The following is a 14,303-nucleotide window of genomic DNA, read 5'->3' on the forward strand; positions in this document are numbered from 1 at the left end:
GCCCGCCTCAAGGCCGACATGCAACCGGCAACGCAACATTCAAGTCTGGACGCGTTCCTTGAACCGCACCATTCCGCTTATACTGGCGGTCGCCCTTTTCATGGAAAACATGGATTCGACCGTCATCGCGACATCGCTGCCGGCGATCGCCGTCGACATCCACACCAGCCCGATCGCGCTCAAGCTGGCGCTGACTGCCTATCTGGTATCGCTGGCGATCTTCATTCCGATCAGCGGCTGGATGGCAGACCGTTTCGGCGCCAAGAATATCTTTCGCGCCGCGATCGCGGTCTTCATCGTCGGGTCGATCGCCTGCGCCCTCTCCGGTTCACTGCCGGCTTTCGTGGTGTCGCGCTTCCTGCAAGGCATCGGCGGCGCCATGATGACGCCGGTCGGGCGGCTGGTGCTGGTGCGCGCGACACCGAAAAGCGAACTCGTCGCGGCGATGTCCTGGCTGACCGTTCCGGCGCTGGTCGGACCGCTGGTGGGCCCGCCGGTCGGCGGCTTCATCACCACCTACTTCACCTGGCACTGGATTTTCCTGATCAATGTGCCGATCGGTCTGATCGGCATCTGGCTGGCGACGCGTTTCCTGCCGGAGACCGAACCCGCGCAGACCCCACCACTTGATTTCATCGGCTTCGTGCTGAGCGGGCTGGCGGCATCCGGCGTGGTGTTCGGCCTGTCGGTGGTCAGCTTGCCCTATCTGCCGCCAATCGTCGGTGTCCTCACCGTAGCGGTCGGCCTCGTATCGGGCGCGCTCTATCTGCTGCATGCGCGCCACGCCAAAAACCCGCTGCTGGCGCTCGAATTGTTCCACAACCAGGTGTTCCGCTCCTCGGTGCTTGGCGGCGGGCTGTTCCGCATCGGCATTGGTGCTGTGCCGTTCCTGCTGCCGCTGATGTTCCAGATCGGCTTTGGGCTGACGCCGTTCCAGTCCGGCATGATCACCTTCGTCTCTGCAATCGGCGCCATCGGCATGAAATTCGTCACCGCGCTGATCTTCCGCGTCGCTGGCTTCCGCCGCGTTCTGGTTGTCGGTTCGCTGGTCGCCGCCGCCTCGATCGCCATCAACGGCCTGTTCACACCCGACACACCCTATCTCTTGATGCTGGCCATGCTGCTCGTCGGCGGCTTCATCCGCTCGATGTTCTTCACTGGCGTCAATGCGCTCGCCTATGCCGAGGTTTCGGCTGAAGACACCAGCAAGGCGACGCCGATTACAGCGGTGTTCCAGCAGTTGTCGGTCGCGCTCGGCGTGGCGCTGGCCGGCGGAATCCTGGAAGTATCGACGAGCCTGAACGACAGGTCATTGACACTGGCGGATTTCCACACCGCGTTCTTCGTCGTCGCGGCGATTTCCGCCGCCGCGTCCCTGTCGTTCATGCGGCTGGCGCCCGATGCCGGCAACGCCATCTCGGGCCATGGCCGGCTGACCGTGCCCAAGACGCTGGAAACGGTGAGCCCGCCCGGCAATTGATGCGGCTGGCTTTACGTTTCGTCGTCCTCCGGCCCCTCGCTATGGCTCCGGGCGCTCGAGTCCTTCGGAACGTCCACTGGACGTTCCGATCCGCCTGGCGGCGGACCGGCCTCTCGCCCTTTAAAATCCTTGGCCAGCAAATAGAGCTCGACCGATTCATCCCGCGACGCCGGCGGCTTGACGTGATGCACGGAGCGGAAGTTCTTCTTGAGCATGGAGAGCAGTTCGTTTTCGGCGCCGCCCTGGAAGGTCTTGGCAAGGAAATGCCCGCCCGGCTTCAGCACCGACAGCGCGAAATCGGCTGCCACCTCGCACAGATGCATGGTGCGGATATGGTCGGTCCGCTTGTGGCCGGTGGTCGGTGCCGCCATGTCGGACAGCACGATATCGGGATCCCCGCCCAACGCCTCGGCCAGCTTCTGCGGCGCCAGCGGATCGAGGAAATCCATCAACAGCACCGGCGCGCCGGGCACGGCGTCCATTTCGAGATAATCGATACCGATGACATGCGGCTTGTCGGCCGTCGATTTCGTCCGCGCGGCCGCAACCTGGCACCAGCCGCCGGGGGCCGCACCAAGATCGATCACCTTCATGCCGGGTTTCAGCAGATGATGCTTGTCGTCGATCTCGATCAGCTTGTAGGCCGCGCGCGAGCGATAGCCGTCAGCCTTGGAGCGCTGGACATAGGGATCGTTGATGTGGCGCTGCAGCCAGCGGCGCGACGATTCCTTCAGCCCGCTCTTCTTCTTGATCCGCGTCTTCAGCACACGAATGCTGGCGGACCCTGGTTTTTCCGGTTTCTTCGTCATTGCTTATTTCTTCGGTTCGGGCTCACGCTCTGCCACGCCCATCGTTGCGCCAGACGCCATCATCGGCCATCAGTTCGCTCAAAATACCTTCGCGCAGGCCACGATCGGCGACTCGCAGCCGCTCGGACGGCCACACGCCGCGGATTGCTTCGAGGATAGCACAGCCGGCCAGCACCAGATCGGCGCGATCGGCACCGATGCAAGGGTTGGCGCAGCGCTGCTGGAAATCCCAGCCAACCAGTCTTTCGACCATGCGATCGACGCTGTCGCGGTCCATCCACAGCCCGTCGACACGGCGGCGATCATAGCGCTCGAGCTCAAGGTGGACACCGGCCAGCGTCGTCACAGTGCCTGACGTACCCAGCAGATGGAAATTCGGGCTGGCCTTGAGATGGCTCAGCCGATCGCGACCGTCGAAGCTGGCCAGCCGGCCGGCAACGTCGTCGACCATGGCGGCAAAGATCTCGCGCGTCACCGTGCGACCGCCAAAGCGCTCGGCCAGCGAGACGACGCCGACCGGCAGCGACGTCCACGACACGATGTGATTGGCCAGCCTTGGCGAACGGCGGCCTGCGAGATCGATGAGCGCGATTTCCGACGAACCACCGCCAATATCGAACAGGACGACGCCTTGAGTGTCGCGCTCGACCAGCGAGCCGCAGCCGGACACCGCCAGCCGCGCCTCGGTCTGGCGGTCGATGATCTCAAGCTTCAGGCCGGCCTCGCGTTCGACACGGTCGATGAACTCGACGCCGTTTTCGGCCGTGCGGCAGGCCTCGGTGGCGATCAGCCGGGCTTTTCTGATCTTGCGGTTGCGCAATTTGTCGCCGCAGATTTTCAGCGCCTCGACCGCGCGGTCCATCGCCGGCTGGCCGAGCCGGCCATTGGCGGTGAGCCCCTCGCCCAGCCGGACGATGCGAGAAAAAGCGTCGATGACGCGGAACTGGCCATGCCGCGTCGGCACGGCCACCAGCAGCCGGCAATTGTTGGTGCCGAGGTCAAGCGCCGCAAACACCGGAAGCTCCTGGACCGGCGGCCGACGGGCGCTCTGTTCCGGCCGTGGCACTACAGCGGCGGGCGAGACCACCGATTCCGCCGGTCTGTGGGACTCCGCCGCCGGGACACCGGCTTTGCCCGGCGCCGGCGATCGATTCTCCGTGGGACGTGCCTCGTCGCGCGCAAAAACCTTGCGCCCGCGCCTTCGCTTGCGCCGCTTCTTGGGCTTGCCTTTGTGGGGTGCGTCGCCCGCCTGCCCGTCCGCGGAGCGGAGCTCCGTCGGGCGACGTTGCTGCCAGCTTGCGTTCCCCGGGCCAGCCGACCGCTGGGAAGCGCTGGACACGCCCACCTCCGGCGCGCCGGCGCCGGTGTCGTGGTCTTCCACTGTCGTTCCTTCCGGCGCCGCGCGAACCTATGATGGACGCAGCAGGCGCTTCAGTGTTTTAAGTTGCCGCCAGACTAACAGCGCCGCGCCCGATCACCAAGAGCCGCGTGCCGAATTTTGCCGGCAGGCCGCAAACCGCCGTTCCGGTGCGGCCGCGTAATGAACCCGCACGCCGCAGATGCCGGCGCTACGCCTGCCGGCATCTCTTTCGGCCGCTCACGACGGACAAATCTTGCCGGCCGCCGCTGCGACAAGGGTTCGCGGTTGAATAGCCGGCTTCGATGAGGCATTTCTGAAATGAGCGGAAGAATCCGGCAAGCCGGCCTCCCACCAGCCACGGAAAAGGAAGCGGCCCCGCAACGCATGGCAGTCAGGCAATGAATTGGCAGGCAATGAACTGGAGACGCTATTTCTGGCCGGTTGTCGGCATCGCCGCCGTGATCTTCTCGCTGCTGCTGCTCTGGCACGAACTGCGCGGCGTTTCCCTCGACGACGTCTGGGACGGTATCACGGCCATTCCGACCCGGGGTTGGGTCCTTGCCGCGCTGTGTTCGGTCATCGCCTATGCCTCGCTTGCCGGCTACGACCACATCGCGCTCCTGCATATCGGCAAGCGCGTGTCGTGGCTGTTCGTCACGCTGTGCTCCTTCACGACCTATGCGCTGTCGCACAACATTGGCGGTTCGGTGTTTTCCGGCGCCGTCATCCGCTATCGCGCCTACGGCACCAGAGGCCTGACCGGTCAGGATGTCGGCGTGCTGGTGGCGATCTGCTGGATCACCTTCGTGCTATCGACGATTCTCGCCTCTGGCCTCGTTCTGGTGTTCGAGCCAGAGGTACTCGACCGGTTTTCCGGCATCGCTCATCATGGCCTGTCGGAAGCGGCCGGTATCGCGATGCTGCTGCTCGTCGCCGCCTATGTCTTCGGCAGCTGGCTGCATCTGCGCCCGCTGAAGATCGCCAGCTTTCAGCTCCACTATCCGGCGCTGCCGATCGTCGCCCGGCAGTTGCTGATCGGCCCGATCGAACTGCTGGCCGCCGCCGCGATCATCTTCTTTGCCCTGCCAGCAGCCCACAATCCCGGTTATTTCGTCATTCTCGGCGTCTTCCTCGTCTCCTTCTCGATCGCACAGATCTCGCATGCGCCGGGCGGGCTCGGCGTGTTCGAGGTGGTGTTTCTCGCCGGCCTGTCGGACATGGATCCGGTCGGCGTGCTGGCGGCGCTGCTGGTGTTCCGGCTGTTCTACCTGATCATCCCGCTGATTCTGGGCCTGGGGGTGGTGCTGTTCTTCGAACGCTCGCAGTTCAGCCGGACGGAGCCTTGAGGCGCGGGATTGGACTGGGGGCCGCGCGCCGGCATCTGAAGAGTGGTGTCTGAAATCACCTGACGAAACCTGCCATTGAACCACAGAGCAGGCTTGACTATTTTCCGCTGGCGGCTACAAGGCAGCGCTCACAGCGGCTTGCCCGCTCGGCCCGCACGGTTCATGACCGCGCCTGCTGGGGAATAGGTTAACGGTAGACCCACGGACTCTGACTCCGTTAGTCCTGGTTCGAATCCAGGTTCCCCAGCCAAAATCCCACAAGCAAACCGATGATTTAGCACGCCAATTTGGCATCGTTTTCATCTGCATCGCTATGTCAGTTACGCACAGTACCGGGCTTTTACGGGCGCTACCCGCAGTTGCCCGCAATTGAGCCGGTCGAGATTCCCGGAGCGAAAAAGATCGTTGCCGCCGGCGCGTGCTACTCGCTAAGCTTCATGAAGGTTCCAGCACAATGCCGCGTCATGCTCACTGACAGCCAGTACATTTTCGAAAGCATCAAGGAGGGCTGCTTGACGCTCTCCGATGACGAGTTCGTCATCGACAGGCTGGTGAAGTATTTCGGCAATGGGAGGATCCGATGGCATGTCGAATTCCGTGGGCATCGCGTCGAGCTGACGACAGGCCAGCTCAAGAAGCAGCCGACCTTCCGCAGGAAGATACTCGAACAGGCTGGGGTGCTGCCGCCCCAGCGTGCCGGAACCGACTACAGGCGATGGGCACTCGATCTGAGGAAGAATGCCATCGAGCTTCCGTGGCGGGATAGGCCGGTGGACGTCGGTTTCGCCATCGACAGGCTGACCAGCCATGGCGATGAGCGCTGGACGGTCGAATACCAGGGCAAGGCCATCAAATTCACGACGACCAAACTCCGCAGGCAGGTGAGTTTCCGCAAACGCATGCTGGCCAAGGCCAAGGTGTTGCCGCCTCAGTTGGACCCGGCTGCCTATCGGAAGTGGATGGACTGGCTCATTCAAAACGCCACTGACCCGCAGCCCGGCGATGTCTTGATGACGGAAAAAAGTTGGCTCGACGACCTGCCAGAGCTAGCCGGCTGGCAAAAATGAAGCGCCGCGTAAGGACCAGCTAGCAGTGGTGGCAATATCTAGAACAACAGCCCAAACTTGAATGGAAGACATGGACCGCTTCGACCTCGGCACCTACCGCCGCCCCATCTCCACTCGCTCGGCAGAAACCCAGCGTTGGTTCGATATCGGCCTCAACTGGTGCTACGGCTTCAACCATGAGGAAGGCATCAAGTGTTTTCAGAAGGCGCTGGAGACGGATCCTGACTGTCCGATGGTTCATTGGGGCATCGCCTATGCCGCCGGACCTTTCTACAATCTGACCTGGAAGGAGCATGGCGAGGCCGAGGCCGGCAGCGCGGCCAAGCGCTGCTTCGAGCATGTCCAGCTTGCGCGGGCCAATGCGGTTGCCGCCAACGAAATCGAGAAGCGGCTGATCGAGGCGTTGGCCGCCCGCTTCCAGAAGCCGCACCGGGTGAGCCCCGAGGAATTCGAACGGTGGGGTGACGCCTATGCCGCCGCGATGCGGCTTGTGTACAGCGACTTTCCCGACGACCATGATGTGATGGCACTGCTGGTCGAAGCGCTGATGATGCGCACGGTGCGGCGGCTGTGGAACCTCAAGACCGGCGCGCCGGCTCCGAATTCCGATGTCGTCGAGGCGCTCGATGTCTGCGAGCGGTCGATCCGGCTTGCCGATGAAGCCGGCGCGGCACAACATCCGGCGATCGTCCACCTGCACATTCATCTCCTGGAAATGTCCACCATGCCGGAGCGCGGCATGCGCTCGGCGGATCTGCTCGGCGAGATGTGCCCCGATGCCGGACATATGAACCACATGCCGGGGCACATCTATGTGCTGTGCGGCGAGTATGAGAAAGCCAAACGTGCCAGCGAAAAGGCGGTGCGCGCCAACGACCTCTATCTGGCCTATGCGGACGAGCCGACCTACTATTTGCTGGGCTGCTGCCACGATCTGCACCTGATGATGTTTACCTGCATGTTGTCGGGCCAGTACCGGCCTGCACTGTGGGCCGCCGACAGAGTGCGCAGCCTGGTCACGCGCGAGGTGGTCGCCATCCAGGGCCGGCCCAAGCTCACGCAGACGGTGGAAGGCTACCATGCGATGAAATCGCATGTGCAAGTGCGCTTCGGCCGCTGGCAGGAGATCATCGACGAGCCTGTAACCGCGGAGCCCGGCCTCTATGTGCTGACGGCGGCCATGCAGCACTACGCCAAGGGCGTCGCGCATGCGACGCTTGGGCAATCTGCTGAGGCCGAGCGCGAGCGCGAAGAGTTCCATCGGCATCTGAAAGGTATTGCGCCCGAGCGGCGCTTCCTCAGCAACCCGGCGCAGGCTTCGCTGGCTGTCGGTGTCGCTCTGCTCGACGGCGAGCTGGCGTACCACCAGGGCCGGCATGACGAGGCCTATGGCCATTTGCGGCAGGCGGTCGAGCTTGACGACAATTTGTCCTACACCGAACCGTGGGCCTGGATGCACCCGCCGCGCCATGCGCTGGCGGCGCTGCTTCTCGACCAGAGCAACGCGCAAGAAGCAGAACAGGTCTATCGCGACGACCTGGGCCTGAGCGGCACGGTGCAGCGCTGCGCCCAACATCCGAACAATGTCTGGGCACTGCACGGGCTGGTAGAATGCCTGAAACGGCGCGGCGAGACTGATGAATTGCCGATATTGCAGACAAGCCTTGCCGCGGCGATGGCCAAGGCGGATGTGCCGATCACCTCGTCCTGCCTGTGCAGGACGAGCGCGCAGCAAGGCTGCTGTCACTGACGCGAAGTCAGCCTGTCGCCACTGTTGCGGCCGATCGGCTCGCCAAACAAATTGTCGGCCGATCGTCGTTGGCGGTGGAAACCTCGCCGCCCGGTCGTGTCACCTGCCGATCAGCCAAGGCTCCATGCCGCGTCGTTCCACGCCTTCGTCGATCAGCACGGAGCAGTCTATCTCATCGTGAAGCTGGGCGTTTGGGTCAGACGAAAGCCAGGAAGCATAGGACCGAAGCTGCTTGAGCCTGGCTGTTTTCTCCAGCCGTGCCTGGCGCTCATCCTCGGCTGGTTGAGCCGGTCTTCTGTCCTTCTGGGCAGGAAATGTCATCCTGGCTCTCCTCGGTCACTGAGCCTATGAAAACAGGCGCTCAATGGGACCTTGGCCCATTGCCAACACAGGCGCTGACGAGAGTCGCCATCCATCTTGATGATGGCGGACCCTTATCAACAATGCACCCGCGCCACCGCCGGGTGCTCCTGGTCCGGGTTCGCTGCGGCGCATCGGCACTCGGCAGCCGGACTCAGATGCAGGGAAATGGAACCAGATCGGCCGTGCGACGTCATAGAAGCAGGTGCTCATACAGGAGTGTGACCTCCATGATCAGGCTCGTTCTTGCCGCGGCCGCCATGCTCGTCATGGCATGCGATGCAACGGCGGCGGCAAAACTGGACGCGGCCACCGTCAACAACGCCCAATTTGACGGCAGCGAAGCGAAAGGCGTCAGTGTGACCGTGCTGAAGGCGCAAATCCTCCTGGATCGTGCACGCTTCTCGCCAGGCCTGATCGACGGCCGCCAAGCAGAGAACTTCACCCGGGCAGTCAGTGCGTTTCAAGCGGCCAACGGATTGCCTGCCGACGGCAAGCTTACCCGCGAGACATGGGACAAGCTGGTCGCGACATCCTCGCGCCCCGCGCTTGAGACCTACGAGTTGACGCGCAAGGATGTGCGTGGACCGTTCACCAGGCGAATTCCGGCGCGCATGGAGAGGATGGCCCGCCTGCCCCGGCTCGCCTATCACAATGCCTTGGAAAAGATGGCGGAGCGCTTCCACATCAGCGAGCAGCTGCTTGAACGGCTCAATCCCGGCATCGGCTTCAGAAAGGCGGGGCAAAAGCTGCTGGTGCCAGCTGTCGCCCGAGGTGATCCGCCGCAAGACATTGGGCACGTCGAGGTCGACAAGAGCGCTCGCCAGGTTCGCGTGCTCGACCCTTCCGGCAAAGTGCTTGCGACGTACCCCGCCTCGATCGGGAGCCAGGAGAAGCCCGCGCCGAGTGGCGAGGCAGAGGTCAAACGCGTGGTGCGCCACCCAACCTATCACTACGATCCAGAGTTTGCCTTCAAGGGGGTGAAGACCAAGCGCCCCTTCACGATCGCTGCCGGACCAAACAATCCGGTGGGATCGGTCTGGATCGATTTGTCCATCGATAGTTATGGCATTCACGGGGCGCCGGACCCAGGCAAGATCGGAAAGACCTTCTCGCATGGTTGCATCAGGCTGACCAACTGGGATGCCGAAGACCTCGCCTCCGAAGTGCAAAAAGGCACAAAGGTCGTCTTCAAGGACGAAGCGGCAGGATCGGTCGAACAAGGATCGCAGTAGGTAGGCGCTACCGGCTAACCCGCTTTCGATCGTGGGGCTGGCGTCACCGAAGGCATGGGGCGGCGCCCCCTACCCCAGCCACTTCTCATAGTCGGACACCAGCAGGTGGATCGGGGCAACGTCTTCGTCGATGTTGGAAAAACGGCCGATCGGTTCGCGAAACACATTGTCGGTGAGATCGTCATTGACGGTCGAGACCTCGCCGATCAGCACGTCCTTGCCCTCGGCCCAGAAGGCATGCCAGACGCCGGGCAGCAGCGTGACGCTCTGGCCCGGGTCGAGCTTCAGGAGCCCACCCGCAGGCAGCCTGTGGATGGTTCCGTCGACCGGCACCGAGACCTCGGCCTTGGGATCGATGCCGCCGTCGCGGTCATGCATGAACAGTTCCAGCACCAGCTTGCCGCCGCCACGGTTGATGATGTCCTCGGCCTTGATGTTGTGGCGGTGCATCGGCGACAGCTGGTCCTTGCGCGAGATCATGATCTTTTCGGCATAGAGCATGCCCATGCCCTTCTTCATGTCCTCGTAGCGGCCGTTGCGAACGGTGAACAGGAACAGGCCGAGTTCCCTGAATTTCTCTTGCCCGTAATCGGTGATGTCCCAGCCAAGCCGCGAGGTGAATACGGCCGACGAGTCGACCTGACGCGCCTTCGCCTCCTGCGGCGACCAATAGGCGAAGGGCGGCATGATGTAGCCGAACGAGCGGATGAAAGCGTCGGCTTCGCGGATGATGTCGTTGATGGCGGAGCGCTTCATGATCATGATCCCTTCGTATCGATTTGTCTGGCAAATCGCATAGCCGAACGTCGATGCGGTGTCGATCCATCTCGCCGCCTGTCCGGCGTTGCGCTTAGGCGCATGGACCACAAATCCGCTTCGCTGGCCGCGTGACATCACGGATTTTCAGGGCCATAAAACCCGCGGATTCCTCATGGGGTGAAAGATGATGCCGACCGTTCACGATCTCGATACGCCATCCATCCTGATCGACACCACGCGCGCGGAAGCCAACATTGCCCGCGCCCAGGCGCATGCCGACAAGAACGGGCTGAAGCTCAGGCCGCATATCAAGACGCACAAATTGCCCTACTGGGCGAAGAAGCAGGTGGCGGCCGGCGCCGTCGGCATCACCTGCCAGAAGATTGGCGAGGCCGAGGTGATGGCGGATGCCGGGCTGACCGATATTTTTCTTCCCTACAACATCCTTGGGCGCGCCAAGCTGGAGCGGCTTCTGGGGCTGCACGGGCGCGTCACCCTGTCGGTGACAGCGGACAGCATGGAGACGCTCGAAGGGCTGGCAACCACCTTCACCGATGCCGGTCATCGCTTGCAGGTGCTGGTCGAATGCGACACCGGCATGGGCCGCTGCGGCGTGCAGTCGGCTGATGAAGCGGTCGCGCTGGCAAGACAGATCGACAGAGCCGGCGGCCTCGCCTTCGGCGGACTGATGACCTACCCGGCCGCCGGGCGGGCAGCGGAGGCCGAAGCCTGGCTCACCGAGGCCAAGCAGGCACTTGCCGCGTCGGGCCTCGCCTGCGAACGCATCTCCAGCGGCGGCACGCCGGATATGTGGCGCTCCAGCGATACATCTGTTGTCACGGAGTATCGTCCAGGCACCTACATCTATCTCGACCGCTATCAGGTCGCCAAAGGCGTCGGCGGCCTCGACGACTGCGCGCTGACGGTGCTGTCGACGGTGGTCAGCCATCCCACAGCGACGCGCGCTATCCTCGATGCCGGGAGCAAGGCGCTGTCCAGCGATACGCTGGGTCTCGCCGATTTTGGCGAGTTGCTCGGCGTGTCGGGAGCGCGGGTGACGGGCCTGAGCGAGGAGCACGGCACCGTCACGCTTTCGGGCGACGGCAAGCTGCGCATCGGCGAGCGCGTGCGTGTCGTGCCCGACCATTGCTGCGTCGTCACAAACCTGTTCAACGAGGTCAATCTGGTCGACGGCGACACGGTGCTGGAAACGTTGCCCGTGGCGGCGCGGGGAAGGATGGGGTGAGGGTCATCGTCAAGGCCAGCGAAACGCCGCAGTATCTTCAGCACGCCGGCGGGACAGCGCCCCCTCTGGCCTGCCGGCCATCTCCCCCTCAAGTGGGGAGATCAGCAGCTTCAGCGCCCCACTCACTGCTCAGAGATAGACGTTGGCGAAAGCGAAAATTACAGTCGACGCGCGTCAGTTGGCGGACCGCTCGGCCTGCCGTGCCGCAACCCTGCGCGTGGCAATCACCCGGCGGCGGCGGATTTCGGTGCGCATCGCCATCAGGTGCAGCGCGAAGAACAGCACGGTGAAGCCGAGCGCCATCACCAGTAGCGGCCATAGCAGGCTGGGATCGATGGTCGAGCCGCCCATGCGGAACACCGAGGCCGGCTGATGCAGCGTGTTCCACCAGTCGACCGAGAATTTGATGATCGGGATGTTGATGAAGCCGACCAGCGTGATGATGGCGGCGGCCCAGGCGGCGCGGCTTGCGTCGTCGAGTGCGCGGGTCAGCGCGATGATGCCGAGATACATCAGGAACAGCACGAAGACCGAGGTCAGACGCGCATCCCAGACCCACCAGGTGCCCCACATCGGCTTACCCCAGATCGAACCGGTGATCAGCGCCAGCGCGGTGAAGACGGCGCCGATGGGGGCTGCGGATTTCAGCGCGACATCTGCCAGCGGGTGCCGCCAGACAAGCGTGCCCAGCGCCGAGACCGCCATCAGCGTGTAGCACATCATGGCCAGCCAGGCGAAAGGCACGTGGATGTACATGATGCGGACGGTTATGCCCTGCTGGAAATCCTCAGGCGCGGCGAAGCTCATATAGAGCCCGACGGCGAGGATGAGTGTGGCGATCGTGGCCAGCCACGGCACGACCTTGTCCGCCAGCCCGACGAAGCGCGTCGGGTTGGCGAGATCCATCCAGCCGGTCAGGCGTGAAGTCGTGTCGCTCATGCGTTTCTACATAAACCGCCGCGGCGTTCGGGGCAATCGAGCGTGGTGTCGCAGACGCAATTGGGGCGGCCGTGCCTGTACTCTCACCTGGACCTATGGTCCGACCTCCCACAAGGGGAGGTCGGAGAAAGAAGCTCAGGCGGCTGCTTCCTGCTGTTGCTGTACGGTGCGGCTGAGGCGGCGGACTTCCTCGTCGTTGAGCAGGCCGCCGGCGCGCAACAGGCTGGCAAAGCGGCCATTGCGCAGCGACAGCTCGGTGAAGCCGCCCATCTCGACCACCCTGCCCTTGTCCATGAACACGACCAGATCGGCGTCGCGAACGGTGGTCAGGCGGTGGGCGATGATGAAGGTGGTGCGGTCGCGGCGCAGTTCGTCGATCGCTTCCTTGACGCGGTCCTCGGTCTCGACGTCGAGCGCGCTGGTCGCCTCGTCGAGCACCAGGATCGGTGCGTCCTTCAACACGGCGCGGGCAATGGCGATGCGCTGACGTTCGCCGCCCGACAGCTGGCCGCCACGTTCGCCAACCACCGTGTCGTAGCCATTGCTCTTGGACAGGATGAAGTCCTGTGCGGCAGCCGCATTGGCGGCGGCATGAATCTCGTCATTGCTTGCATCGGCGCGGCCAACACGGATGTTGTCCTCGATCGAGCGGTTGAGCAGCCCGGCATCCTGGAACACGGTGGCGATCGAATGGCGCACCGACTTGCGGGTCACGGTACGGGTGTCGATGCCGTCGATCAGGATACGGCCATGGGACGGCGAGAAGACACGCTGCAGCAGGTTGATGAGCGTGGTCTTGCCGGCGCCCGTCGGGCCCACAATGGCGACGGTCTGGCCCGCCTGCACCTCGAAGGACACGTCGTCGATGCCTTGGCCGGAATTGGCGAACTCAAAGCCGACATTCTCGAAGCGGACATGGCCGGTGACGTTGGCAAGATCGCGCAAGCCGTCCGGCTCGGCGGCATCAGCCGCGGAGTCCTCGAGGTGGTAGAAATCCTCGAGCTTGGCACGGGCCTCCGAAATCTGGTTGGCGAAAGCCGACATCTGGTCGAGGCGAGCGATCAGCATCGTGGCAAAACCGGTGAAGGCAATGACGTCGCCGACACCCAACTGACCATGAGTGACGAGATAGGAGCCGATCGACAACACGATCAGCATCGAGATTGCCGATGACAGACGGTGCAAGGCATTGGCCAGCGCCCACCAGTCGAGCACGGGGTTCTGCGCGTCGAGCAGGTTCTTGACGTAGCGGCGCAGCGTATCGGCCTCGTGGCCGAGGCGATTGTAGCTCTGCAGAACCGCAACGTTGCTGACCGAGTCGGTCACATGCGCGAACACCTTGTGGTAGTGACGCTCGACCGCAGCCTGGCCCGCCTTGGTGCGGCGCATGACCATCCGGCCGATGCCGACATAAAGCAGCCCGAGGCCAAGCAGCACCAGCGACATGCGCAGGTCCATGCTGATCGCGGTCGGAACCAGCAGCACGAGGGCGACAGCCGTGGACAGATGCTGGCGCATGAATTCGAGCCAAAGGCTGAACAGGGTTTCGACGGCGCGCAGCATCGTGTGCAGCGCATTGGAGGTGCCGTGCTGATGGTGCCAGGCGAGCGGCATGGTGATCACACGCTCGAAGGACTGGCACAGCACTTCGCTGCGCCGAGCATGGGCGAAGCGGTCAGCGCCGCGCGCCACCATGACGAAAGCAACGATGTTGAAGGCGCCGAGACCGGCCCACATGACCAGCGTGGTGAAGACAGAGCCACGCTCGGAGATGGCGCCGATGACGCGACCGAACATAATTGGCTCGAGAAGCGCTACGATGGCGAGAGCCACGTTGGCCGAACAGATCAACGCAACGCGTTTCCTGTCCGCGGCCAGATAACCGAGAGCTCGCCAGTAGATTTGCAGAAGGGTCACCCCAGTTACTCCGCCACGCTGTTTATTGTGCACTG

12 protein-coding genes and 1 tRNA gene are annotated in these 14,303 nt (G+C 63.4%); 7 read left to right on the forward strand and 6 right to left on the reverse strand.

Annotated features, from left to right (window positions below; genetic code table 11):
- The first annotated feature begins 58 nt into the window (after positions 1 to 58).
- Entirely contained in the window at positions 59 to 1,480 is a 1,422-nt protein-coding gene (locus NKI69_RS10935) for an MFS transporter (RefSeq protein ID WP_352442523.1), read from the forward strand.
- 11 nt (positions 1,481 to 1,491) lie between these two features.
- On the opposite strand, the gene NKI69_RS10940 is transcribed toward NKI69_RS10935, so the two are convergent.
- Both NKI69_RS10940 and NKI69_RS10945 read right to left on the reverse strand, forming a co-directional pair.
- Complete coding sequence (locus NKI69_RS10940) at positions 1,492 to 2,289, reverse strand: RlmE family RNA methyltransferase (RefSeq protein ID WP_352442521.1); 798 nt, start codon at positions 2,287 to 2,289, stop codon at positions 1,492 to 1,494.
- A gap of 22 nt (positions 2,290 to 2,311) precedes the next feature.
- Positions 2,312 to 3,670 carry a Ppx/GppA phosphatase family protein gene (locus NKI69_RS10945; protein ID WP_352721261.1) on the reverse strand — a complete coding sequence of 453 codons (1,359 nt, stop codon included), beginning with the start codon at positions 3,668 to 3,670 and terminating at the stop codon, positions 2,312 to 2,314.
- A 392-nt stretch (positions 3,671 to 4,062) separates the two neighbouring features.
- Here NKI69_RS10945 and NKI69_RS10950 point away from each other — a divergent pair, with 392 nt between their 5' ends.
- From NKI69_RS10950 to NKI69_RS10965, 4 genes are all read left to right on the forward strand, one after another.
- Positions 4,063 to 4,995, forward strand: coding sequence for a lysylphosphatidylglycerol synthase domain-containing protein (locus NKI69_RS10950; protein WP_023810186.1), 933 nt, complete (start codon positions 4,063 to 4,065; stop codon positions 4,993 to 4,995).
- 176 nt (positions 4,996 to 5,171) lie between these two features.
- Positions 5,172 to 5,245, forward strand: a tRNA-Gln gene (locus NKI69_RS10955).
- Between the two features lie 37 nt (positions 5,246 to 5,282).
- Positions 5,283 to 6,062 carry a hypothetical protein gene (locus NKI69_RS10960; protein ID WP_352721263.1) on the forward strand — a complete coding sequence of 260 codons (780 nt, stop codon included), beginning with the start codon at positions 5,283 to 5,285 and terminating at the stop codon, positions 6,060 to 6,062.
- Between the two features lie 70 nt (positions 6,063 to 6,132).
- Positions 6,133 to 7,812, forward strand: coding sequence for a hypothetical protein (locus NKI69_RS10965; RefSeq protein ID WP_352721265.1), 1,680 nt, complete (start codon positions 6,133 to 6,135; stop codon positions 7,810 to 7,812).
- A gap of 99 nt (positions 7,813 to 7,911) precedes the next feature.
- Here NKI69_RS10965 and NKI69_RS10970 read toward each other — a convergent pair whose 3' ends face one another.
- On the reverse strand, positions 7,912 to 8,133 hold the full coding sequence (locus NKI69_RS10970; protein ID WP_023810183.1) for a hypothetical protein: 222 nt from the start codon (positions 8,131 to 8,133) through the stop codon (positions 7,912 to 7,914).
- A 269-nt stretch (positions 8,134 to 8,402) separates the two neighbouring features.
- Here NKI69_RS10970 and NKI69_RS10975 point away from each other — a divergent pair, with 269 nt between their 5' ends.
- Positions 8,403 to 9,407, forward strand: a complete 1,005-nt coding sequence (locus tag NKI69_RS10975; protein WP_352721267.1) for a L,D-transpeptidase family protein — start codon at positions 8,403 to 8,405, stop codon at positions 9,405 to 9,407.
- A gap of 69 nt (positions 9,408 to 9,476) precedes the next feature.
- On the opposite strand, the gene NKI69_RS10980 is transcribed toward NKI69_RS10975, so the two are convergent.
- Positions 9,477 to 10,163 (reverse strand): D-lyxose/D-mannose family sugar isomerase, encoded by a 687-nt coding sequence (locus NKI69_RS10980; protein WP_013532294.1) that lies wholly within the window; start codon positions 10,161 to 10,163, stop codon positions 9,477 to 9,479.
- 190 nt (positions 10,164 to 10,353) lie between these two features.
- Here NKI69_RS10980 and NKI69_RS10985 point away from each other — a divergent pair, with 190 nt between their 5' ends.
- Entirely contained in the window at positions 10,354 to 11,412 is a 1,059-nt protein-coding gene (locus tag NKI69_RS10985; protein WP_023810181.1) for a D-TA family PLP-dependent enzyme, read from the forward strand.
- Positions 11,413 to 11,586: 174 nt separating this feature from the next.
- Here the strand turns inward: NKI69_RS10985 and NKI69_RS10990 are convergent, their stop codons facing one another.
- Together NKI69_RS10990 and NKI69_RS10995 are read right to left on the reverse strand one after the other, a co-directional pair.
- Positions 11,587 to 12,351 carry a heme ABC transporter permease gene (locus NKI69_RS10990; RefSeq protein ID WP_023810180.1) on the reverse strand — a complete coding sequence of 255 codons (765 nt, stop codon included), beginning with the start codon at positions 12,349 to 12,351 and terminating at the stop codon, positions 11,587 to 11,589.
- A gap of 135 nt (positions 12,352 to 12,486) precedes the next feature.
- A complete protein-coding gene (locus NKI69_RS10995) occupies positions 12,487 to 14,268 on the reverse strand; it encodes a glucan ABC transporter ATP-binding protein/ permease (protein ID WP_023810179.1) in 1,782 nt (593 codons plus the stop codon).
- Positions 14,269 to 14,303: the final 35 nt, after the last annotated feature.

The sequence above is a fragment of the Mesorhizobium sp. M0491 genome, assembly GCF_040321265.1.
Taxonomy (GTDB): domain Bacteria; phylum Pseudomonadota; class Alphaproteobacteria; order Rhizobiales; family Rhizobiaceae; genus Mesorhizobium.